22 protein-coding genes and 1 other annotated feature are annotated in these 21,831 nt (G+C 42.6%); of the genes, 6 read left to right on the top strand and 16 right to left on the bottom strand.

What is annotated here, in order from left to right; genetic code table 11:
• Window positions 1–21 precede the first annotated feature (21 nt).
• The 3 genes from typA to ABD010_RS06160 all read right to left on the bottom strand — a co-directional run bounded on the left by typA (window position 22) and on the right by ABD010_RS06160 (window position 3,941).
• On the bottom strand, window positions 22–1,851 hold the full coding sequence (typA, locus tag ABD010_RS06150; protein WP_343811235.1) for a translational GTPase TypA: 1,830 nt from the start codon (window positions 1,849–1,851) through the stop codon (window positions 22–24).
• An 84-nt stretch (window positions 1,852–1,935) separates the two neighbouring features.
• Window positions 1,936–3,252 carry a sensor histidine kinase gene (locus ABD010_RS06155; protein ID WP_343811237.1) on the bottom strand — a complete coding sequence of 439 codons (1,317 nt, stop codon included), beginning with the start codon at window positions 3,250–3,252 and terminating at the stop codon, window positions 1,936–1,938.
• A gap of 2 nt (window positions 3,253–3,254) precedes the next feature.
• The gene (locus tag ABD010_RS06160; RefSeq protein WP_343811239.1) at window positions 3,255–3,941 is read right to left on the bottom strand and encodes a response regulator transcription factor; all 687 of its coding nucleotides are present in this window, start codon (window positions 3,939–3,941) and stop codon (window positions 3,255–3,257) included.
• Window positions 3,942–4,119: 178 nt separating this feature from the next.
• On the opposite strand from ABD010_RS06160, the gene ABD010_RS06165 reads away from it, so the two are divergent.
• Both ABD010_RS06165 and ABD010_RS06170 read left to right on the top strand, forming a co-directional pair.
• A complete protein-coding gene (locus tag ABD010_RS06165; protein ID WP_343811241.1) occupies window positions 4,120–5,499 on the top strand; it encodes a S1C family serine protease in 1,380 nt (459 codons plus the stop codon).
• 130 nt (window positions 5,500–5,629) lie between these two features.
• Window positions 5,630–6,427: a zinc ribbon domain-containing protein gene (locus ABD010_RS06170; RefSeq protein WP_343811243.1), complete on the top strand. Its 798-nt coding sequence runs from the start codon at window positions 5,630–5,632 to the stop codon at window positions 6,425–6,427.
• Between the two features lie 112 nt (window positions 6,428–6,539).
• On the opposite strand, the gene ABD010_RS06175 is transcribed toward ABD010_RS06170, so the two are convergent.
• The 5 genes from ABD010_RS06175 to ABD010_RS06195 form a co-directional block, all read right to left on the bottom strand.
• Window positions 6,540–7,199 carry a TraR/DksA C4-type zinc finger protein gene (locus ABD010_RS06175; RefSeq protein ID WP_343811245.1) on the bottom strand — a complete coding sequence of 220 codons (660 nt, stop codon included), beginning with the start codon at window positions 7,197–7,199 and terminating at the stop codon, window positions 6,540–6,542.
• Between the two features lie 72 nt (window positions 7,200–7,271).
• Entirely contained in the window at window positions 7,272–7,718 is a 447-nt protein-coding gene (locus tag ABD010_RS06180) for a GNAT family N-acetyltransferase (protein WP_343811247.1), read from the bottom strand.
• A complete protein-coding gene (locus ABD010_RS06185) occupies window positions 7,718–8,020 on the bottom strand; it encodes a hypothetical protein (protein WP_343811249.1) in 303 nt (100 codons plus the stop codon). The genes ABD010_RS06180 and ABD010_RS06185 overlap by 1 nt, the downstream gene beginning before the upstream one ends.
• A gap of 1 nt (window position 8,021) precedes the next feature.
• A complete protein-coding gene (locus ABD010_RS06190; RefSeq protein WP_343811251.1) occupies window positions 8,022–8,711 on the bottom strand; it encodes a class I SAM-dependent methyltransferase in 690 nt (229 codons plus the stop codon).
• Window positions 8,712–8,883: 172 nt separating this feature from the next.
• Window positions 8,884–9,084: a cold shock domain-containing protein gene (locus ABD010_RS06195; RefSeq protein ID WP_343811254.1), complete on the bottom strand. Its 201-nt coding sequence runs from the start codon at window positions 9,082–9,084 to the stop codon at window positions 8,884–8,886.
• Between the two features lie 291 nt (window positions 9,085–9,375).
• Here ABD010_RS06195 and trhO point away from each other — a divergent pair, with 291 nt between their 5' ends.
• A complete protein-coding gene (trhO, locus tag ABD010_RS06200; RefSeq protein ID WP_343811256.1) occupies window positions 9,376–10,350 on the top strand; it encodes an oxygen-dependent tRNA uridine(34) hydroxylase TrhO in 975 nt (324 codons plus the stop codon).
• 213 nt (window positions 10,351–10,563) lie between these two features.
• Here trhO and ABD010_RS06205 read toward each other — a convergent pair whose 3' ends face one another.
• Together ABD010_RS06205 and ABD010_RS06210 are read right to left on the bottom strand one after the other, a co-directional pair.
• Window positions 10,564–12,471, bottom strand: coding sequence for a TRAP transporter permease (locus tag ABD010_RS06205; protein ID WP_343811277.1), 1,908 nt, complete (start codon window positions 12,469–12,471; stop codon window positions 10,564–10,566).
• 114 nt (window positions 12,472–12,585) lie between these two features.
• Entirely contained in the window at window positions 12,586–13,593 is a 1,008-nt protein-coding gene (locus ABD010_RS06210; RefSeq protein ID WP_343811258.1) for a TAXI family TRAP transporter solute-binding subunit, read from the bottom strand.
• 247 nt (window positions 13,594–13,840) lie between these two features.
• On the opposite strand from ABD010_RS06210, the gene ABD010_RS06215 reads away from it, so the two are divergent.
• Window positions 13,841–14,320 carry a glutathione peroxidase gene (locus ABD010_RS06215; RefSeq protein WP_343811278.1) on the top strand — a complete coding sequence of 160 codons (480 nt, stop codon included), beginning with the start codon at window positions 13,841–13,843 and terminating at the stop codon, window positions 14,318–14,320.
• A 100-nt stretch (window positions 14,321–14,420) separates the two neighbouring features.
• Here ABD010_RS06215 and ABD010_RS06220 read toward each other — a convergent pair whose 3' ends face one another.
• The 6 genes from ABD010_RS06220 to ABD010_RS06245 all read right to left on the bottom strand — a co-directional run bounded on the left by ABD010_RS06220 (window position 14,421) and on the right by ABD010_RS06245 (window position 19,301).
• On the bottom strand, window positions 14,421–14,624 hold the full coding sequence (locus ABD010_RS06220) for a DUF2188 domain-containing protein (protein ID WP_343811260.1): 204 nt from the start codon (window positions 14,622–14,624) through the stop codon (window positions 14,421–14,423).
• 299 nt (window positions 14,625–14,923) lie between these two features.
• The gene (gene proS / locus ABD010_RS06225; protein WP_343811262.1) at window positions 14,924–16,363 is read right to left on the bottom strand and encodes a proline--tRNA ligase; all 1,440 of its coding nucleotides are present in this window, start codon (window positions 16,361–16,363) and stop codon (window positions 14,924–14,926) included.
• 85 nt (window positions 16,364–16,448) lie between these two features.
• Window positions 16,449–16,670: a binding site (T-box leader), on the bottom strand.
• Window positions 16,671–16,764: 94 nt separating this feature from the next.
• Window positions 16,765–17,316 (bottom strand): cysteine hydrolase family protein, encoded by a 552-nt coding sequence (locus tag ABD010_RS06230; protein WP_343811264.1) that lies wholly within the window; start codon window positions 17,314–17,316, stop codon window positions 16,765–16,767.
• 3 nt (window positions 17,317–17,319) lie between these two features.
• On the bottom strand, window positions 17,320–18,150 hold the full coding sequence (gene thiD / locus ABD010_RS06235; RefSeq protein WP_343811266.1) for a bifunctional hydroxymethylpyrimidine kinase/phosphomethylpyrimidine kinase: 831 nt from the start codon (window positions 18,148–18,150) through the stop codon (window positions 17,320–17,322).
• Window positions 18,151–18,172: 22 nt separating this feature from the next.
• Window positions 18,173–18,667 (bottom strand): DUF456 domain-containing protein, encoded by a 495-nt coding sequence (locus tag ABD010_RS06240; RefSeq protein ID WP_343811268.1) that lies wholly within the window; start codon window positions 18,665–18,667, stop codon window positions 18,173–18,175.
• Between the two features lie 13 nt (window positions 18,668–18,680).
• Window positions 18,681–19,301, bottom strand: coding sequence for a glycerol-3-phosphate acyltransferase (locus ABD010_RS06245; RefSeq protein WP_343811270.1), 621 nt, complete (start codon window positions 19,299–19,301; stop codon window positions 18,681–18,683).
• 250 nt (window positions 19,302–19,551) lie between these two features.
• Here ABD010_RS06245 and ABD010_RS06250 point away from each other — a divergent pair, with 250 nt between their 5' ends.
• Window positions 19,552–20,118 (top strand): M15 family metallopeptidase, encoded by a 567-nt coding sequence (locus tag ABD010_RS06250; protein WP_343811273.1) that lies wholly within the window; start codon window positions 19,552–19,554, stop codon window positions 20,116–20,118.
• Between the two features lie 79 nt (window positions 20,119–20,197).
• Window positions 20,198–21,178 (top strand): ring-cleaving dioxygenase, encoded by a 981-nt coding sequence (locus tag ABD010_RS06255; RefSeq protein WP_343811275.1) that lies wholly within the window; start codon window positions 20,198–20,200, stop codon window positions 21,176–21,178.
• Window positions 21,179–21,831 lie beyond the last annotated feature (653 nt).

Genomic DNA, 21,831 nt, shown 5'->3' on the forward strand with positions numbered 1-21,831 from the left:
GCCGCGGATTACAGCAGCAAGTTATCCCAGTTTGGATTTCTTCGCTGCTTTCTCACGTTCGTTATTATTTAAAATCTTTTTACGAAGACGGATGGACTCTGGTGTTACTTCACAATACTCGTCATCGTTCAAGTATTCGATTGCTTCTTCCAGTGTCATCTGACGTGTCTTCCGGATTGTTGCTGTCTGGTCCTTTGTCGATGAACGAACATTGGTCAGATGTTTTTCCTTGGTAATGTTGACGGTCAGATCATTTTCACGGTTATGCTCGCCAACTATCATGCCGGTATAAATCTCGGTTCCCGGCTCGACAAAAATAACTCCGCGATCCTCGAGCTGCATAATACCGTATGTGGATGCCTTACCATGTTCCATACCGACAAGCACACCTTCGCGACGTCCGCCAACAGGACCATTGGCCATTGGTTCATATGCGTCAAACGTATGGTTCAAAATACCATAGCCACGGGTCTGGGACATGAATTCAGTCGAATAGCCGATGAGCCCTCTTGACGGAACTTTAAATTCGATACGAACCTGTCCGTTCCCCTGGTTCACCATGTCGATCATTTCACCTTTGCGTGCACCAAGTGATTCCATAACGCCACCGGTATAATCTTCGGGAACATCGACCTGAACCCGTTCGTAAGGCTCACATTTCACACCATCGATTTCTTTGACGATGACCTGTGGCTTGGAAAGCTGCAGTTCATAGCCTTCCCGGCGCATATTTTCAATCAATATCGACAAATGCAGTTCACCACGGCCGGAAACAGTCCACGCATCAGGAGAATCAGTCGGGTCCACACGTAAACTTACATCCGTTTCCAATTGTTTCATCAAGCGTTCTTCAATTCGGCGTGATGTAATATAATCACCTTCACGACCGGCAAATGGACTGTTATTTACTAGGAAAGTCATTTGCAGTGTAGGCTCATCAATTCGGAGCCATGGCAATGCCTCAGGATGATCATGCTCACAAATGGTTTCACCGATATTAATATCATCCATACCGGCAATCGCCACAATATCACCAGCTTTTGCTTCCTGGATTTCCATTCGTTTCAGTCCAATAAACCCAAACAGCTTGCTGATACGGAAATTTTTCGTCGATCCGTCTTTCTTCATAACAACAACCTGTTGACCGACACTGATTTTCCCCCGCACAACGCGGCCGACACCAATCCGGCCGACATAATCATTATAGTCCAACAGGGTAATCTGGAACTGTAATGGATCATCCTGTGTATCCACCGGTGCAGGGATATGATCCATAATGGTTGTGAAAACCGGATCCATTGTTTCTACCTGGTTATCAGGTTCTGTGCCGGAAGTTCCATTCAATGCAGAGGCATAGACCACTGGAAACTCCAGCTGTTCATCGTCTGCCCCCAGTTCAATAAACAAATCAAGTACTTCATCGACAACGTCATCCGGGCGTGCATTTGGACGGTCGATTTTATTCAAGACTACGATTGGTGTTAACTTCTGTTCCAGGGCTTTTTTTAACACAAAACGTGTTTGCGGCATTGTTCCTTCGTAGGCATCGACGACTAAAATTACCCCGTCAACCATCTTCATAATCCGTTCGACTTCCCCGCCAAAATCAGCGTGTCCCGGGGTGTCGAGAATGTTGATGGATTTATCATTGTATTTTATCGCAGTATTTTTCGCTAAAATGGTAATCCCGCGTTCCCGTTCAATATCATTCGTGTCCATGGCGCGATCATTCACTTGTTCATTTTCCCGGAACGTTCCGGAGTATTTCAATAGCTGATCAACAAGTGTCGTTTTGCCATGGTCAACGTGGGCTATGATAGCGATGTTGCGGATATCTTCTCTTAATTGCATAAAAAGTACGCTCCTCTGTGATTTCGAGATGAATCAAACTATCCTATTATATCACAAAAAATTCATTTGTAAACTTCTCTTACCCTACAGAAAACGGATAGTAAACTTCGCACCGCCAAGTTCTGAATCATCCACTGTTATTTTACCGCCGGACTGTTCGATAATTGCCCTCGCTATTGCAAGCCCGAGCCCGGTCTCGCCATTCTTACCTTTGACAAACCGGTGGAAAATATGCGGGATTAAATCTTCAGATACACCGTCACCATCATCCTCTATTATGATGGTCTTACCATTTACGCTGATGTTAACCCGTGATGGTGCGTGGCGGATCGCATTAACGGTAATGTTGAGCAGTGCACGCAACAGTTTCTCCTGATCAACAAACAACGTACTTTCCGGGTCTTCATCATATGTCAGTTCGATACCCTTCTCATTAACTTTTGGCAGCGTCCTATCCAATACCTGCTGAATCATTTCGGAAGTCCTGACAGTTTCCGGCTGGTATTCCGTCTGGGAACTATCCAGTTTGGCCAGCAGAATCATTTCATTAATGATTGTCTTTAGCCGGTTAACTTCTGTCACCATCATTTCAAGCCCTTTTTCCTCATCAGCCTGATCAAACACCTTATCCCTGATTCCTTCCGCATAGCCCTGGATGGTCATCAGCGGCGTTTTCAACTCATGACTGGCATTCTGGAAAAAAGCCTGCTGCGTATTCATATAGCGCTGTAATTCAGTCGCCATATCGTATACACTCTCAGCAACCTCACGAATTTCACCCGTTGCATTAATCGGTTCGACATCATCAAATTTACGTTTTTCGATCTTTTTCAGTTGATGCTTCAGTCTGCTCAGCGGTGTAACCAATTTGTTTGTCAAAAAGTAACTGAGCATCATAGCAGCAATTGCCCCAATAATAAATACAATCAGCAGCCGTCTGAAGAAATCCTGCTGAACTTTCTGCAGATCGTTCAACGGTGTCAGCAAAATGAGCTCCATGCCTGAGCTTTCTGGGTAAAACAATATGCGCGATGTAACGTATTTTCGGTTGCCAATCTCCCACAATTCTTCTTCTTTATTCTCGAAGTAATCCTCTTTTGAAAATCCTTCCACAAACTGCCGCGGCATCGTATAAAATAAAACACTGTTCTGTTTGCGGCTGTATAAAAACAGCTGCAGATTTTGTTCCTCCAAAAAATCACTGAGCTGCTGGTCATTTTTCAGTGTCCCATACTGTTCATTGATTACCTCAACAAGCAATTCCCCTTTTTGCCTGAGTTCTGCCTTCTCATCATCAATCAGCATATCGAGAATTAATGAATACGTGACAAACCCCGCAGCAGTCAGGATGACGAGTAAAAGTGCGGAAAATGCCAAATTAAGCTGTGATTGAAGTTTCATGGTTAATCATCTTCACTGCGCAGCCGGTATCCATAACCCCAAACCGTTTCCAGTGAAATACCTTTCAATTTTTTGCGAATACGTTTGACGAGATCATCAACTGCACGATCACTTCCAAAATAGTTTTCGCCCCAAACCTTAACAAGCAGCTCTTCACGGGAAAAAGCACGATTCCTGTTTTCAGCGAACAATAAAATCATGTCGTACTCTTTTGCGGTTACTTCCTGTTCTTCCCCATGCCAAAAAATCCTCCGCTCATTCTCATATATCAACAGGTTATCCACCTTCAGCTTGCCCTCAGACGGTTCCTTCTGAGCCCCCATCGGCTGGACCCGTTTAAAAACGCGCTTCACCCGTGCGAGTAATTCCCTTGGGCTGAATGGCTTCGTTAAATAATCATCTCCACCAAGCTCCAGCCCAAGTATTTTATCAATCTCATCATCTTTTGCTGAAATAATGATAATCGGAACGTCACTCTCATTTCGAATTTTTTTACAAAATTCATATCCGTCCATTCCAGGAAGCATAATATCCAGCACCCACATATCAGGGGGCTGGGTTTCCCACAAATCCCAGGCGTCTTCCCCGGATTCGAGTACACTTACCTGATAACCTTCCTTCTTCAAATAAGCAGATACGATATTTCGGATATTTGCATCATCTTCCACAATTCCTATATGCTTGCTCATAAACCCGAACTCCTTATCAAATTGGTCTCTTATCGTTATTTTTACATAAAAAAAGGGTAGTGAACACTAAAAAGGGTGTTTACACACTTTTTACATATTTATACCAATAGCCTGCCAAATCACATGGGTATACTAAATACTGTAATCATATTTACTCTAATGGAAAGGTGGTCATAAAATGGAACGAAATGATAATCAGCATGAATTCGAGAGAGACGCTTCACATAATCACCATGAATCAGTGGACAGTTCTTCCGATAATCGGGATCAGCCTGAACAGGAGGAAATTTTAAACAAGCAGCAGGAACGTACATCATCCGAAGAAGAAAGCAATAAAGGTGTAGCAGAGACAGCCAGAGCGAATGCACAAGCAAAAAAACCGAAGCCTGAGAAGCAGAAGCGTGGGTTTTCATCACTTGTAAGTGGATTGGTCGGCGGTATTATCGCAGCGGTAGTCGTCGCCATGCTGTTTATAACAAATGTAATCCCAACAAACAATACCGATAGCAGCAGCAGTTCCGAATCGGCAACCGCAAATGAATCTACAACACCTCCTATTGCTGAGACTGTTTCTTCAAGCAATGTCAACGTGGCATCGACCATTGATCAGGCTTCCAAAGCAGTCGTAGGTGTGCTGAACATGCAGCAGAAAAATATATGGACAGAAAGTAAAGAAGCAGGTTCAGGGTCAGGCATTATTTACAAAAAAGAAAATGGTAAAGCGTATGTGGTAACGAACCATCATGTAGTTGAAGGCGCCGAGGAAGTAAAGATTGTTCTGAATGATGGAAAAAGAATGAACGCAAAAGTTTTGGGATCAGACCCATTGACGGATTTGGCTGTACTGCAGGTTGACGGCAAAAAAATTAACACAGTAGCAGACCTTGGTTCCTCCAAGGATTTGAAGGTTGGGCAAACGGTTATTGCAGTCGGAAACCCGCTCGGCATGAATTTTGCCAACTCGGTAACAAAAGGGATCATCAGCGGACTGAACCGTTCCGTTAAAGTTGATGTTGACGGAGACAAACGTCCAGATTGGGTTACCGAAGTCATTCAAACGGATGCAGCCATCAATCCGGGCAACAGTGGTGGCGCACTATTGAATGCTGATGGTAAGGTTATTGGGATAAATTCAATGAAAATTGCCCGTCGCAGTGTGGAAGGAATTGGATTTGCAATACCGATCGGGCAGGCTAAACCAATCATGGAACAGCTAGAAGAGAAAGGGAAAGTTGCCAGACCGTATATCGGAATCAGCACAGTAGGAATTTCCCAGGTTCCACTGCAGTACCGTGATCAGATACAGCTGCCTGATTCAGTCAAAGGTGGTATGGTTGTTGCACAGATTGAGCCCGGGTCACCAGCCGGAAAAGCAGACCTGCAGCAATTTGATGTAATTACAAAGATTAATGGTCACGACATCAAGTCCATTCTCGATTTAAGAAAATATATGTACACTGAAACCAAGATTGGTGAAACAATTGAAATGGAAGTATACCGTAATGGCGAATCCCAAAAGGTTGAACTGACATTGGGCAAACGGCCACAACAAAATTAAATACTCGCACACTCCAAAAACCTGCAGTGGATTCCACTGCAGGTTTTTTCATCTTGACAGGAAAATTGGCTATCATTGTCGAAAATAGTATAAGATAGGGAATAGAAAAACTGGAAAGGAAGTGATTTTCATGCAATGTCCAAGTTGCGGACTTGAATCGGAAGAAGGAAAATATTGCACAAATTGCGGAGCAGAACTGCCGCTTTCAGATTACAGCAGCTCACCTGAGAACACGGAAGACACATCCGCCGAAGAACAAAATCCGCCTGCTGAAACAGAACAACAGTCAAATGAAACGGCAGAAAAATTAAAAACTACAGGTGCGAATTTTGGCCACTTTTTTATGGCGCTTCTTAAAAACCCAAGTGAAGCAAGAAAAGCGAATAAATCAGATTTCAGTTCCGGAATCATTATGTTTGGTCTGTTTTCACTGCTGATCGCACTAAGTTACCATTTGATGATTAATTCCCTCTCATTGGGTTCAATGGGGCTATCAGTTATGATTGAATTTTCATTTTTGGATAGTTTCGTCATTCCATTTATTTTGTTGTTCCTGCTCTTTTTCGTTGTTTCAGGATTAACATTTTTGTGTTCCAAATTGACTGTTCAGGCTGCAAAGTTTCCTGATATCGTAGCAAAGTATGGAGCTTATCTGGTGCCGTTTTTTATTTTCTATATAGTCGGCATCATCTTTTCACTCGTTGGATTCCCAGCATTTTCGATACTGCTTACATCCTTAAGTATTCTTGGATTACTGCTCATTTGCCCAACGTTCATACTGCTTGAACAGCCGTCTGATGGTTTTGACAGAATTTATATATTGCTCGGACTATATATTACCATCTTGCTTGTCTACGGCTTTTTTATGCGAATTTTTCTGGATGCCATTGTGGGGGCACTCATGAATTCGATTATGGGCGGGTTTTAACGTTTCGCTTTCACTTCTATCATAAGTGTGACATCTGCTCAAGCATTCGCTTTCGCAGTGTCTTCCTGTAATCACACAAACATGCACAGCCCGTGACTGCGGCTGTGCATGTTTATTCTTCATATTTATTATGATTCGGCGTTACACCGGTGAATTTCCCATTCCGATCTGCTGCAAGAAAGCCCTCTTCGTCCTCCACACTGCCAATATTTTCATCACTGTTCGGATACATTTCATCATAATTATCCCGGTCTCCATAAAAATCGGATGGCGTTTCCGAAGTACCGTATCTACTCACTTCCTGCCAGGCATCCTCGGCATCATATGCTGTCTGTTCCTCAGGTGTCACTTCATCTGGATTAATGTTCGGACTGAACACCTGCTCCTCAATCGGCCGATCATTTGCCGGATTGTGATGTTCAGCATGTTCGACGCATCTGTCGGCAGTCGGGATAGCCGCAAGCCGTTCATAGGGGATATCGCTTCCACATTCCGCGCAAATCCCGTACGTGCCATTTTCCATCGCATGCAGTGCGGCATTAATATCTTCAAGTTCCTTTTCAGCATGCTCATTTAATGCGGTGTCCTTTCCGCGTTCGAACAGTTCTGTACCCATATCGCCCGGATGATTATCGTAACTGGATAATTCATGCATCGATTCTTTCCAAAAAGCCTGGGTCATTCCGAAATGATCGTTGACATGATTAATAAGTTCGTCCTGCCGCTCGGTCAAAGCAGCTTTACACTGGTTCATCTGTTCGTTTGTAAGCATAGCATACAGCCTCCATTTCAGCAGAATAAATACTGCTAATTATACTATGTGTAAAACAAAACAGTTGATACTTTAATTCCGCTCCCAAATCATGTCAATGTGTGGAATTCCATCTTCTATATACGATGATGAAACTTGTCTGAATCCTAATTCCGTATAAAATTTCTTTAAATATTCCTGTCCCTGAATTTGAATAAGTGTCGCATGCCATTGTTCCACACTAAAATCAATTGCTTTTAGCATAAGCTGTTTTGCATATCCATTGCTGCGAAACTTCCCGGGTACCAAAACTCTGCCGATCGAGACATTCTCAAATTTCGAACCAGCCGGTAAAATTCGGACATATGCAGCGACTTCTTCGTTTATTTTTAAAAAATAATGCATTGCCTGCTGGTCGTAATTGTCCAATTCAGGGTATGGACATTCCTGTTCGACCACAAAAACATCCACTCGTTCCTTCAGCAATTCGTATAACTCATCCGTTGTTAATGTCGAAAATGGCTTGATGGTCCATTCCACTAGTTCGTCCCCCGCTTTTCCATTTCCTCCTGAACAATAAATGCCAGATCATCATTTCCGAACAACTGCAGCACATTCAATACAGTCTGATCAGGTATATGTTCGGACTCTTTTTTAGGGACGGTCAGTTCCAATGCCTCCCGAAGCGCCTGATTGTTTACTTGATTTGGATATGCCTTTTTATAAAGACCTTCAGGATCTAAATCCTTATTGACACACCATTGGGCAAAGACTAAAATCATCATTTTTTCATCCTGCTTATAACCTTCAATTATCTTTTTTTCCATCTCTTCCCTGCTCATATCATCCCTCTTCTTTCCGGAGCATAAATACCCACAAAAATGATAACGCCTGTTTCAAGTCACGTGACAGATCCTGGTGGTGGTGTGGCTGCACACCTTTCTTATAGACACCGAATCCATCGGTATATGTAAAATTATAATCCATTGCCAGCTTTTCGAATTCCCATGGCATCATGGTGTTACAAATTGCTTTTTCACCATGAAGACGCGGGTAGCTGTTTGTTCGCGGACCTGCCGCCGGGCCAAGAATGCCGCAAAATAACGTTCCACCTTTTTTCAATACACGAAATAATTCCTCTAACGCACCAGCCGGCTGTTCCGTCCATTCCAATACATTGATTGCCATTATTGCATCAAAACTGCCGGCCTCAAAGGGCATTTTGGAAATATCGCCCCGGGTGAATTGGATTTCATCCCGCTCCAGCCGTTTCCTCGCCGTGCTGATCATTTCATTGGAAAGATCCATGCCGGTAGCATCGTATCCAGATTCATGCAATCTGTATGTACCATAACCATCTCCACAGCCAATATCGAGAATACTGCTTTCTTTCTGTACATTCTCTTCAATAAATGGAATGATATCTTTTCTGCTTCCATCATCCCACATTGTCTTACTCCGTTCATTCCAGAACCCGGCACGACCATCCCATTGAACTTCCGCTTCCTTATGCCAATCAAACGACTCAGCCATGAAATCCCTCCTCACTTTAATTATAAACCAAAAAAGCTAATCGTTACCATAAACACGCAGCTGAGTGACTTTTCTTTATTTAAGTAGGGCTGGATATATGCTCGATTTTTCTTTATCCAAACAAAAAAGACTCATCTCACAATTGAGATAAGTCCTTTTGGAAAAACTTCTATTATTGAGCAGTTACGTTAGCTGCTTGTGGTCCGCGGTTTCCTTCAACGATTTCAAATTCAACGTCTTGACCTTCTTCAAGAGTTTTGAAACCTTCAGCATTGATAGCTGAGAAGTGTACGAATACGTCGTCTCCGTCTTCGCGCTCGATGAAACCGAACCCTTTTTCAGCGTTGAACCATTTTACTTTACCAGTCATCATAATAAACGACCTCCTTATACAAATATGTGCAAAGTAATTGAACCATAAATACTTTTACACCACTTTGTGAAAGAGATCGTAAAGTATTACTAATTTCAATTTCCTATTGCACTTCTAACTTTAAACCTTCCAGTAGTAAAAAGCAAGTAATTCCGCAAAAAAATTTATTTTCAGCTGACAAAGTTGAAAATAACACAGCAAATTGATAAAATATTACCTTGCAAGAATATAATTGAATACCGACTACCAAACATTTATATCTTGCAAATATGAATGACAGGTGGTAAAAATATGACAAACAGTAACGAGTACCAAGTTTTACTGTACTACAAGTATGTTCCTGTTGAAGATCCGGTGGAATATGCTAGTGAACATTTGCAGTTCTGCAACAATCTGGAACTGAAAGGACGCATTCTTGTAGCACATGAGGGAATTAACGGCACTGTCTCCGGTACCGTTGAACAAACCAATAAATATATGGAAACGATGCATAATGATCCGCGTTTTGCGGACATGGAGTTCAAAATTGATCCGCATGATGGACACGCGTTCAAAAAAATGCATGTGCGTCCGCGTAATGAATTGGTTTCACTTCGTCTTGAAGATGACATCAATCCCAATCAGGCGACAGGCCAATATTTTGAACCAAAGGAATTTTTCGAGGCAATGCAGGATGAAAACACAATCGTTCTCGACGCACGAAATGACTATGAATATGACCTTGGCCATTTTCGTGGCGCGATTCGTCCGGACATCGAAGCATTTCGTGAACTGCCTGAATGGGTGGAACAAAATAAACACTTGATTGAGGGCAAGCGTATTCTGACATATTGCACCGGCGGAATTCGCTGTGAAAAATTTTCCGGGTGGCTGTTAAAGGAAGGTTTTGAAGATGTAGCCCAACTGCATGGCGGAATTGTCACATACGGAAAGGATCCGGAAGTGCAAGGTGAACTGTGGGATGGACGCTGCTACGTTTTTGACGAACGGATTTCAGTTCCAATAAATAAAAAAGACCACGTTATTGTCGGTGAGGATTACTTTGACGGAAGAGCCTGTGAGCGCTATGTAAACTGCGCTAATCCGGAATGCAACAAACAAATAATCTGCTCAGAGGAAAATGAGCATAAATATATGCGTGGCTGTTCACACGAATGCCGTACCAGCCCGCGAAATATGTACGTGAAGGAACACAACCTTTCAGAAGATGCTATTCAACAGAGACTGAAGGTTATTGAAGATGAAAAGGTTAAACAGGAAGCATAAATAAAAGTTCAATCAGTGGGAGATTCCTATTTTCTTCCACTGATTTTTCTTATGGAGGTTCGTTTTTTCTTCTGAAGGATTGTATTTCACCCTGGAGGTTCGCGTGAAGGTTCATACTATATTATCGAACCTAACATTGACTTCATAATCAAACTTTTTCTCTAAATTAAATTTAATGAGCAGGCGATTCGAATCGCCTGCTCATTTTTATTGTTAAGATGTTTGTTCTTTTAAGTGATCGGGCTTGCCCCGCATGAATTGAATTGCGGTAATTACTGCAAAGATCGCCAGACCAATAAGTGAGAATGTTATGTCCGGATATACAAGCAACAAACCGCCTGCAACAAGGATAATCCGTTCTATCCAGTTTAATTTGCTGACAAAGAAACCGATCATACTGGAACTGATGGCTGCCATACCCAACAACGCACTTATTACAGCAATCGAAACATTGGCTGCATTGGCATCACCCTGCAGGAGCAGAATCGGCTGCGACACGAACATATACGGGATAATAAATGCCGCTATAGCTAATTTTACTGCAGTCACGCCAGCCTTCATCGGGTTTGCCCTTGCGATACCCGCTCCGGCATATGCAGCCAAACAAACTGGCGGCGTGATATCTGCCACAATTCCGAAGTAGAATACAAACATATGAACCGCGATAACCGGAACATCAAATGCCAGCAATGCAGGTGCGGCCATTGTTGCCGTAACAACATAGTTTGCAGTAGTCGGCAGACCCATTCCCAATATGATACAGGCAATCATCGTAAAGAACATCACAAGGAAAAACTGTCCCTGTGCCAAATCAATGATTCCACCGGCAATTTTCGGTCCGAGCCCTGTTGTTGTTACTGTACCCGCAATGATACCTGCTGTAGCACAGGCGGCAATAACCGGTAATGCCGTACGTGCGCCTTCTTCAAGAATTTTAATAATTTCCTTAAAGGACATTCTAGTATCTTTTCTGAAGAAACTAATAACGAATGCAGCACCAATTGCGTATAATGCCGCATATGTCGGTGTGAATCCAAGCAGCAGCATGCCAATAATCAAAACGAGCGGTGCAAACAAATCAAGCCGCTTCGCCAGGTTTTTCAGTTTAGGCAGCTGTTCTTTGGCAAGCCCCATAATACCGAGTCTTCTTGCTTCAAAATGGGTACCCATAAACACACCGGAAAAATAAAGAACCGCCGGAATAATTGCGATTAGAATAATTTCATTATATGGAACACCTGTATATGAGGCCATGATAAAGGCAGCCGCGCCCATAATCGGCGGCATAATCTGTCCACCAGTGGAAGCTGATGCCTCTGTTGCAGCAGCAAAATGAGGCTTAAATCCAGCATTTTTCATCATTGGAATCGTAAAAGAACCGGATCCAACCGTATTCGCTACCGAACTTCCGCTTACCATTCCCTGCAAACCACTGGCCGCAACCGCTGCTTTGGCTGTACCACCTGTGTAACGACCCGTTAACCGCAGTGCAATATCATTAAAAAACTGACCAATGTTTGTCTTTACCAACATCACCCCGAAGAAAAGGAACAGATAAATGTATGTGGAAGAAATTTGAATTGGGATACCAAAAATGGAACTTGAACTGTAGAACATTTCGGTCGCCAGTGATGGCCAATCATAGCCGGCATGACCGATAACCGGGATATAAGCACCAAACAAACCATACAACAGTGCTATTATTGCTATGATAACAATTGGAAGACCAACCACGCGCCTGGTTGCTTCTAGTAATAATAGAATACCAGCGGTTGCAACAATCTGATCAAACGCGGTAAACCCGAATATGATTGCATCATTTATCAGTCGTTCGTAATTATAGACAATATAAAAATTCGTAAATAACGCGATAATTGCAAGCAGCGCATCATACCATGGAACACCCCGCCGTTTGGTCATCGTAGATTTTATCGGATAAAGCAAATAAACCAAACATAATGCAGCTCCAAGATGAATCGCGCCCTGAATCATTGAAACATATGCTCCGCGCAGAGCCGTATAAAGCTGGAAAATGGTCAGTGCACCGCCAAGTATAAGCGTTATCCAGCCCCATGGTCCAAGATTTGTCCTGAATGCACTCTCTTTATCATATTTCGCCATAAGTTCGTCTTTGTCGATTTGCTGTGTGTCTTGAACACTCACTGTATTCCCCTCCGTTCTGTCTCTCCGGATATTGAGGGGAAAGAACCGGGCAGCATTGCCCGGTTCCCCCATTTACTCAATAACGCCGATTTCCTTGAAATATTTTTCAGCACCAGGGTGCAACGGTAAGTCCCCTACACCAGTTAAAGCACTATCTTTGGTAATCAACTTTGCCTGTGCAATCGTCATATTACCGGATTTTTCATAAAGTGTTTTTGTTATTTTATAACCAAGATCCTCGCTTACCTGCTCAGTGGATGCAAGCAACAATGCCATTGCTGTAATCGTTTTAACAGGCTCTTTTTGCCATTCATATGTTCCAGGTTCTACTGTGTACGCTTCATACTGACTCTTTTCAAGTACTTTATCCAATGCTTTGCCATCAATATCAAGGAATTTCACTTCCCCGGTCGCATTGGCAAGCTCATTTGTTGTTGATGACGGAACACCTACAACTGCAAATGAAGCATCAATCGTACCGTTCTGTAATTTACTTTTCGCATCGCCAAAGCCTTCTTCATAGGCTTGGAAATCGCCTTCTTCAATTCCGTAGGCCCGCAGAACCAGTTCAGCCGCTTCACGGGTTGCACCACCTGGAGGCCCAATTGCAACCTTTTTACCTTTCAAATCTTCAATTGATTCAATGCCTGTCGATTCAAGGGTAACTACCTGAAGTGCTTCCGGATATAAAGAACCAATGACGCCTACGTTATTAATTTCTTTACCCTTAAATTCACCTTTTTGATTAACGGCATTTACCATTGTTGTATTTTGTGCAATCCCAAGCTGGAACTCGCCCGCCTGGACTTTTGCGATGTTTTCAACTGAAGCCCCGGATTCAACGGAACTTACGTCAAAACCTTCCACATCAATGTTGTCTGTCCACAGGTTGGCCATTTCACCGCCGAGTGGATAATAAACACCGCCAACACTACCAGTTCCCATGGTCAGGTTGGTTATCTCTCCTTGATCGCCTCCGCCTGAACCTGAGCTTGAGCCTTGGCCACTGTCGCCGCATGCACTCAAAATCATGCCAATGGCCAGAACTAAAATGACTGAAATCAGAGTTCTTTTCTTCAAAGTAACTCCCCCTTTTTTTGTTTTTATCGGAAATACGTTGTCCGTAAACAACATATCCCAACACCAAAATGAAGACGTTCTCTGCCAATAATACTATTGTATAGAAAACGTTTTATTATGTATTTTACCGTTTATTCATTCAGGATTCAAGTTTTAAGAAAATTTCTACTATTTTACAATCCATTTTACCTGTTTTTGACATATATACATTAAAATTGCTATTATTTTGGTAAAGGAGGGGGTTCCGATTAGTGTTTATGATTTTTCCGCGATGACTATCCTCGGTGAATTGAAATCTTTGGGGGAATATGAAGGTAATGTGCTTCTGATTGTGAATACCGCAAGTGAATGTGGCTTCACACCTCAGTTGGATGGTCTTCAGAAGTTGTATGATCAATATAAAGATCAGGGGTTTAAGGTGCTCGGTTTTCCGTGTAACCAATTTCATAGTCAGGATCCGGGTACTGATGCAGAAATATCAAACTTTTGTCAAAGGCACTATGGGGTTACATTCCCGATGTTCAGTAAAATAGACGTAAAAGGCGAAAATGCCCATCCACTGTTTGTTCACTTAACCAACCAGGCAACAGGAATGGTAACGAAACAAATTAAGTGGAACTTCACTAAATTTCTGGTGGGGAAAGATGGCGAAGTAATTGGCAGGTTTGCCCCACAAACCAAACCGGAAAGCATTACATCGGAAATAGAAAATGCACTCAGCAAGTAAGTAAACTTTTCCGCACTCATAAGGTCATCTACTTATTTTCCTGCTGCCGTCTATAAATACAGAAACAGGGCTGCCGGCATTTTACCGGGCAGCCCTGTTTTTACCGTTCATACGTGCGCTTTTCTTCCACTTCATGTTCTTTTGTCAGGATTGACAATGTACTTGGCTTATTTTCTTTTGCTGTTTCCACACCTGCCTCGATTGCCTTATCCCGCTTGTCATACTCTTCTGTCGGTGCAACATCCTCTATTTTAACGTACCAGGCTGTCGCATCTTTATTTGGTGTTACTGTATAATGTCTCATTTTACCAGCTCCTCTCTAATAATAGAAAACTTGGTTACATCAACCATAATAAAAAATTCCCTGCTTCCCCTGGCATGTAAACATAAAATTGTTTGCGGTTGATGTTTAGCCCCGTGCGGTTGATGTTTGCGATGTTGCGGTTGATGTTTGCGATGTTGCGGTTGATGTTTGCGATGTTGCGGTTGATGTTTGCGATGTTGCGGTTGATGTTTGCGATGTTGCGGTTGATGTTTGCGATGTTGCGGTTGATGTTTGCGATTAAAAAAACGAGCGCAGCAGGCGGCGCTCGTTTTTTAACCTTAGTATGCTTTTGCCCAGTAGACTAGTTCTTTTGCTTCTTTTCCGCAGCAGACACATTTATCGGAAACGGTCTCCTGTTCAAACGGGATGCAGCGGGATGTTGCGGCTGTTTCTTCCTTAATTTTTTCTTCACATTCCGTGTCACCGCACCACATTGCTTTTATGAATCCCGGTGTTTCTTCCAAAATCTTTTTAAATTCATCCATATCTGTTGCGGTCGTCGTTTTTTCATTGCGGTGTGTGAGTGCCTTATCATAAAGCCCTTGCTGAATTTCTTCCAACAATTCCGGCAGACGCAATTCCAATTTATCGAGTCCGACAAATTCCTTTTCCCCTGTATCACGGCGAACGAGAACTACTTGCTCTTTTTCGATATCTTTTGGTCCCATTTCAATTCTAACCGGGATACCTTTCATCTCATATTCATTAAATTTCCAACCAGGCATTTTATCACTCGGATCGATTCCAACACGAATCAGATTCTTCAATTGATCACGCAGGTCGTAAGCTTTATCAAGTACACCTTCTTTATGTTGAGCAACTGGAACAATCATCACCTGTGTCGGTGCAATCCGTGGTGGAATAACCAACCCGCGGTTATCGCCATGGACCATGATTAACGCTCCCATAATACGGGTCGACAAGCCCCATGATGTTTGATGAACGGGCTGTTGATCGCCTTCTTTATCCAAATAACGGATATCAAATGCTTCAGCAAATCCTGTTCCGAAATAATGTGATGTCCCGGATTGCAGCGCCTTTCCATCATGCATCAGCGCCTCAATTGTCAGTGTATACTCAGCACCGGCAAACTTCTCCTTCTCTGTTTTCTTCCCGCTCAGCATCGGAATGGCCAAATAATTTTCAGCTACGTCTTTATATACTTCCAACATTCTTGCCGTTTCTTCCTGAGCATCATCAGCTGTTGCATGGCATGTGTGCCCTTCCTGCCATAAAAATTCAGATGTACGCAAAAATGGCCGAGTCGTTTTTTCCCACCGCACAACATTGCTCCATTGATTATAAAGCATCGGCAGGTCACGATAGGAATGAATATTTTTTGCATAATACTCACCGAAAAGAACTTCAGATGTCGGACGGACACAAATCCGCTCAGCAAGTTCCTCTTCACCGCCATGTGTTACCCATGCCACTTCCGGTGCAAACCCTTCAATATGATCCTTTTCTTTTTGCAGCATGCTTTCCGGAATAAATAGCGGAAAATAGACGTTGGAATGCCCGGTCTCCTTAAATTTACGATCCAGTTCCGCCTGAATATTTTCCCAGATAGCATATCCATGCGGTTTAATCACCATTGTTCCGCGAACAGCACCATAGTCAACCAAATCCGCCTGTTTGACCACATCGGTATACCACTGTGCAAAATCATCTTCCATCGCGGTGATTTTCTCAACAAACTGTTTATTCTTTTTACCCAATCGAAACACCTCTATATTAAAATGTATTTAAAAAACATACGAGCAGCGTTCACGTAAAAAATTGTACAAAAAAACCTCCATCCTGCTAAGGGACCGAGGTTTGGTGGTACCACCCTTGTTTACAGAGGCACGCACTCTGTACACTTGGCATGATAACGGTCATGAACCGCGCGCATCTTACAGCAGGACGCTTTCCCGATGGCGAACTACAAGGCAGGTTCCCACTTAGGTCTTTGGAAATTTTCAGCGGACATTTCCTCTCTGCAAAAGACATTAATATAGTACTAATCCCTGTCAACGTTTCACATATTCTATTTTTTAATATAAATGGATGTGCGGTCAAAGTCAAGCCTTGTCCATTATGGCACTAAAAGCCAGGGGTCTCGCGGCTTTCACGCTTTCTAAACGATGTCTGCTCCCAGTGTGTTTTCAAAATGTCCAAGCGCCCAGTCATGCCCGGCAGCATTAAAGCTGGCGACAGCATCCTTGTGAACAACGATCTTAAACCCTTTATTATACGCATCAACGGCGGTATGCAAGACACATATATCGGTACAAACGCCGATCAGATGGAGTTCCTCAATTCCACGTTCACGCAATTTCAGTTCCAAATCAGTTCCGGCAAACGCACTGTAACGGGTTTTATCAAAATAATAAACATTCTCGGCATTTTGATTCGCTTGATATACCTGAGCGAGTTCCCCGTAAAGCGCCTGTCCCTCCGTACCAATAATATTATGCGGGGGAAATAACACCGACTCCGGATGATACGTGTCGCCCTCATGATGCGCATCAATCGCAAAAACGACATAGTCACCAGCATAAATAAACTCCTTCGTCAGCGAAACAATTTCACTTTCTATTGCCTGTCCTGGTTTGCCGCACGTCAGTTTACCTTCATCAGCAACAAAATCAACGGTATAATCCACATTTATTAAGGCACGTTTAACCATGAATCATTCCCCTTTAACATTAATTTGATGAGCCTCGCCAAACTTGCGGGCAGCAGCATGGTAAGTAGGGCCGACCATTTCCGTGTAAGAGAATCCGTTGGTGATTGCGGTAGTTACAAAGCTCTTTGCCGAATGCACAGCATCCAAAACGGATTTTCCTTTTGCCATTTCAGCGGTAATTGCTGCCGAATAGGTACATCCGGCTCCGCTCGTGTTGACAGTATCTATTCTCGGCGCCTCATAGGTTGTCAATTTCTCCCCGTCATACAGCACATCCACTGCCGGACCTTCCAGTCTGCCGCCCTTCACAAGTACATAACTTGGTCCGAGCTGATGCAAATCCACCGCAGCCTGCTTCAGATCTTCCACCGATTCCAGCTTTCGACCGTCAAGCAGGATGGATGCTTCTGGTATATTCGGGGTAATGACCGTCGCCAGCGGAATAAGTCTTGTATTCAACGCATCAATGGCACTATCCTCCAGCAGCTTTGAATCCAGTTTTCCAACCATGACCGGATCAACTACGACCGTTTCTACCTTCGACTCTGCAATTATGTCGGCCACCTTATCAATGACCTCTTTGGAAAAAAGCATCCCTGTCTTAAGCGCATCGATTCCGACTTGCTTAACGGCTGTTGAAAATTGGGCTTCAATTGCCTCAATCGATTGTGGATGAACGTTTTTTCCTGTCTTCTGATGATATGCCACAATTGCAGTGACAGCACTCATTCCATAAACATCAAATTCCTGAAACGTCTTCAAATCCGCCTGTATGCCAGCACTTCCACCGGCAGCAGATCCAGCAATTGTCATGACGCGTGATGGATAATTCATATAATCAAGATCCTTTCTATCATTAACTGTTTAAAAAAATAACTTCAATCACGAACCAGCCAATCATAACAAGCTGCAGCACCACCTTGGCCACAGCCCCGCCGAGAAAGCCGATTAGTGAACCAACCGACGCACGGAACGCTTCTTTTCCTGTACGTTTCTGCATCAACTCAATGATAATGACAACGATGAATGGCAGTACCAGGATGCCAATTGGCGGATAAATAAACGAACCGATAATAACAGCAATTCCGGCACCACGTTCGCCCCATTTACTGCCGCCGAACTTTTTTACAAAATAGCTGTTGGCAATGATATCCGATACAATGAGGATAACCGTTAAAATAACCATTCCAATCCAAAACAGTACAGTGAGCTCCCCTTCATTAATAACAAAATGATATAACAGATAACCGATCCACAAGACCAGCGGCCCTGGAATGACCGGAAAAATAATCGAGACAAAACTTAAAATGAACATGGCAATGATTACAATCCAAATAATGATATCAAGCATCTGCTTCCTCCAATTATGATTCTTTTTTAAACATACTGGATAGTCTTGTTTCTTCCTGACTGAATATACGTTTATAGTTTTCCAGATGTTTCAGTACACTCATTATTGATAATAACACGACAACCAGCGCTGGTTCGATTCCGAAGAATAAATATGTAGTTACAAGAAAGGATAAATACATAAACAATACGCCAACCACCAGATAGTCTGTAGCCAAAGTAAGTAAAAGCAAAATACCAATTCCTATTAAGGCAATTTTCCAGTCAATCGCCAACAGAACGCCCACCAGGGAGGCAGTTCCTTTACCACCGTTGAAACGCATCTGGATCGGATAATTATGACCAATTATAATAAACAGAGCATTTACGTATACCAGCAATGTCTGAGTCTCTCCGGTAATCCCTTGCCCCTCCAGTAAATATAAAACAAATAATATCGATAACGTTGCTTTAAAAACATCAATAAGTGCAACAACAATTCCAAATTTCCACCCCAGCAAAATGGTTGTATTCGATGCTCCCGAATTTTTCACACCGCTGTTTTTAATATCTATCTTTTTTATCTTGCCAACCAGCTGGGATCCATGGACACAACCGGTTAAATAACCAATTAACATGACAAGAAGCACATACATGTAACCCCTCCTTTCGTCTTATAATATATGCAGCACCAATTCGAGTGCAAGGTCAACTTTTCAACCTTTTGTCACTTCCACCGGTTCACAAATGATGGAACGGTTGATGTTTCGCCTGTTGCGGTTGATGTTTCGCCCTTTGCAGTTGATGTTCTTGCCCCAGCGGTTGATGTTCTCGCTCCGGCGATTGATGTTTCAATCGTGCAGATAAGATATAATATAGAAAACTTGCACTCAGGGAGATTTTACATTGAAATTATTCCATAAAGACATCATAGTCTGGATACTGATTATCCTTTTCGTTATCCTGCTTTTCATCATATATGAACAGAAAAATGACCGCTACATCAAATTGGAAAAAAATCAGCCGGAGACGAAGCAGTTCGATCCTGTCGTTGCCAAAAAAACGAAAAAACTGGTACAAGAGGCCGCCCAACATGGCATTAGTGTTGTCATCACGGAAAAATTTCGCACTAAAAAAGAACAAAACGAATTATATGCGCAGGGAAGAACTGCTAGCGGCAATATCGTAACATATGCCAAAGGAGGCGAGTCCTATCACAATTATGGCCTCGCTGTGGATTATGCCTTAAAGAATGACAACGGCGAGATTATTTGGAATACAAGCTACGATGGAAACAATAATGGGCAAGCAGACTGGTTTGAGGTCGCAGATTTGGCCAAAGAACTGGGCTTTGAATGGGGCGGTGATTGGAGAAACCCTGATTTTCCGCACCTGCAAATGGATTTTGGCCTAAGTATCAGGCAGCTTCAGGATGGGCTGCGGCCAAAGCATAACCAAAATAAAACAGAATAATGGACACTTCAGTAATGATGGCTTATAATTATTTTGAATTCAAAATAATTATAAGCATAACCTGCTAGGAGGGTTACCAATGGAAATAAAAGGAATTCACCATGTTTCTTCCATCACTGCAAATGCAAAAAATAACTACCATTTTTACACAGAAATCCTTGGAATGCGACTTGTCAAAAAGACGATTAATCAGGATGATCCGTCAGTCTATCACCTGTTCTATGCCGATGAAGCCGGCAATCCTGGAACCGATTTTACCTTTTTCGAAATTCCAAATGCCGGTCATACCTATCCTGGAAGCGGCAGTATTTCCACAACATCATTAAGAGTCCCCAATGATGACGCTTTGGAATACTGGCTTGAGCGGTTGCAGAAATATAACGTTGATCATGACGGGATCACTGAACAGTACGGTCGAAAAATACTGCAGTTCCGCGATCCTGAGGGGCAGCGTCTATCTTTTGTATCGGATGAAAATAATCAAGGTATTGCCGGCGGAAAAGCATGGAACAAAAGTCCGGTTCCTCTTGAAAAGGGAATCAAAGGACTTGGCCCCGTGAAATTAACTGTCAAAGACCCGCAGCCGACAGAACAGGTTTTAACGGAATTGTTGACGTTTAAAAAAGCAGGAAGTTATTCATCTGTTACAGGCGGCAAGGAGGATACACTCGTCTTTACTACCGGAGAGGGCGGAACCGGTGCTGAAATTCACCTGGAAATCAGCCCTGACCTGCCCCGTGAGCGCCCCGGCCGCGGGAGCGTCCACCATGTTGCCTTCCGCGTTGACAATGAGGAAGAACTGGCCATTTGGAAAGATCGTGTCCGCGAAGCACGCATCCCGAATTCAGGGCTGGTGGACCGCTATTACTTTCAATCACTGTATTTCAGAGAACCAAATGGAATCCTTTTTGAACTGGCAACGGACGGCCCGGGATTTGCAACCGATGAAGATATCGATCACCTTGGAGAGTCACTGGCACTGCCACCGTTCTTTGAAAATCAGCGTGAAAAAATTGAAGCAAAACTCAAACCACTTGATACAACAAGACCGCACTCCTAATAAGTGCGGTCTTGTTGTATATTATCCTGTATATGTAATGCTTAATTTGTCATGCAAAAAATTTTTGGTGAAATATAAAAGAACTACAGGAAATATAATGCTTGATTGTTTATACCTGCTCTATTGAATAGTTAACCTACAAATTTTATTTTGAATACATAAAAGGTACTTGTGAATAATAAAAGCGACTTTATTTACGAAGGGGTTTCAAATGATTAGCAATGAAGAGATACTTCAGAAATCAGATCAATTAAACAACCTAAACTTAACCAAGTGGCTTAATCAGGAATTGTTTTCTTTTCCATGGTTTTTGGTCCTCTTTTTAGTACTTATTTGCTATGTCTTATTTTTTTATCTTGTAGACAAAAGGAGATTAGTGGAGATACTATTTTTCGGTTCTTTAGTGGCAGTACTGTTTGTCGTTTATGATTCATTTGGAAATTTCTTTGGCTACTGGACAGATTTAATAACCATAGCTCCTTTTACTCCTAACTTTTTCGGAGATATCTTTACAGTCGTACCCTTGATTTCCATGTTAATATATCAATACACATCTTCCTGGAGAAGTTTTATACTTGTATCCTGAATTATTCATACTTCCAAGTTAAAACTTAAATTGGAAGTAAATTCTAATCTTATTCGGTTTTCTTTTC

It is taken from the genome of Virgibacillus siamensis (genome assembly GCF_039522605.1).
In the GTDB taxonomy this organism is placed as follows: Bacteria; Bacillota; Bacilli; order Bacillales; family Amphibacillaceae; genus Lentibacillus; species Lentibacillus siamensis.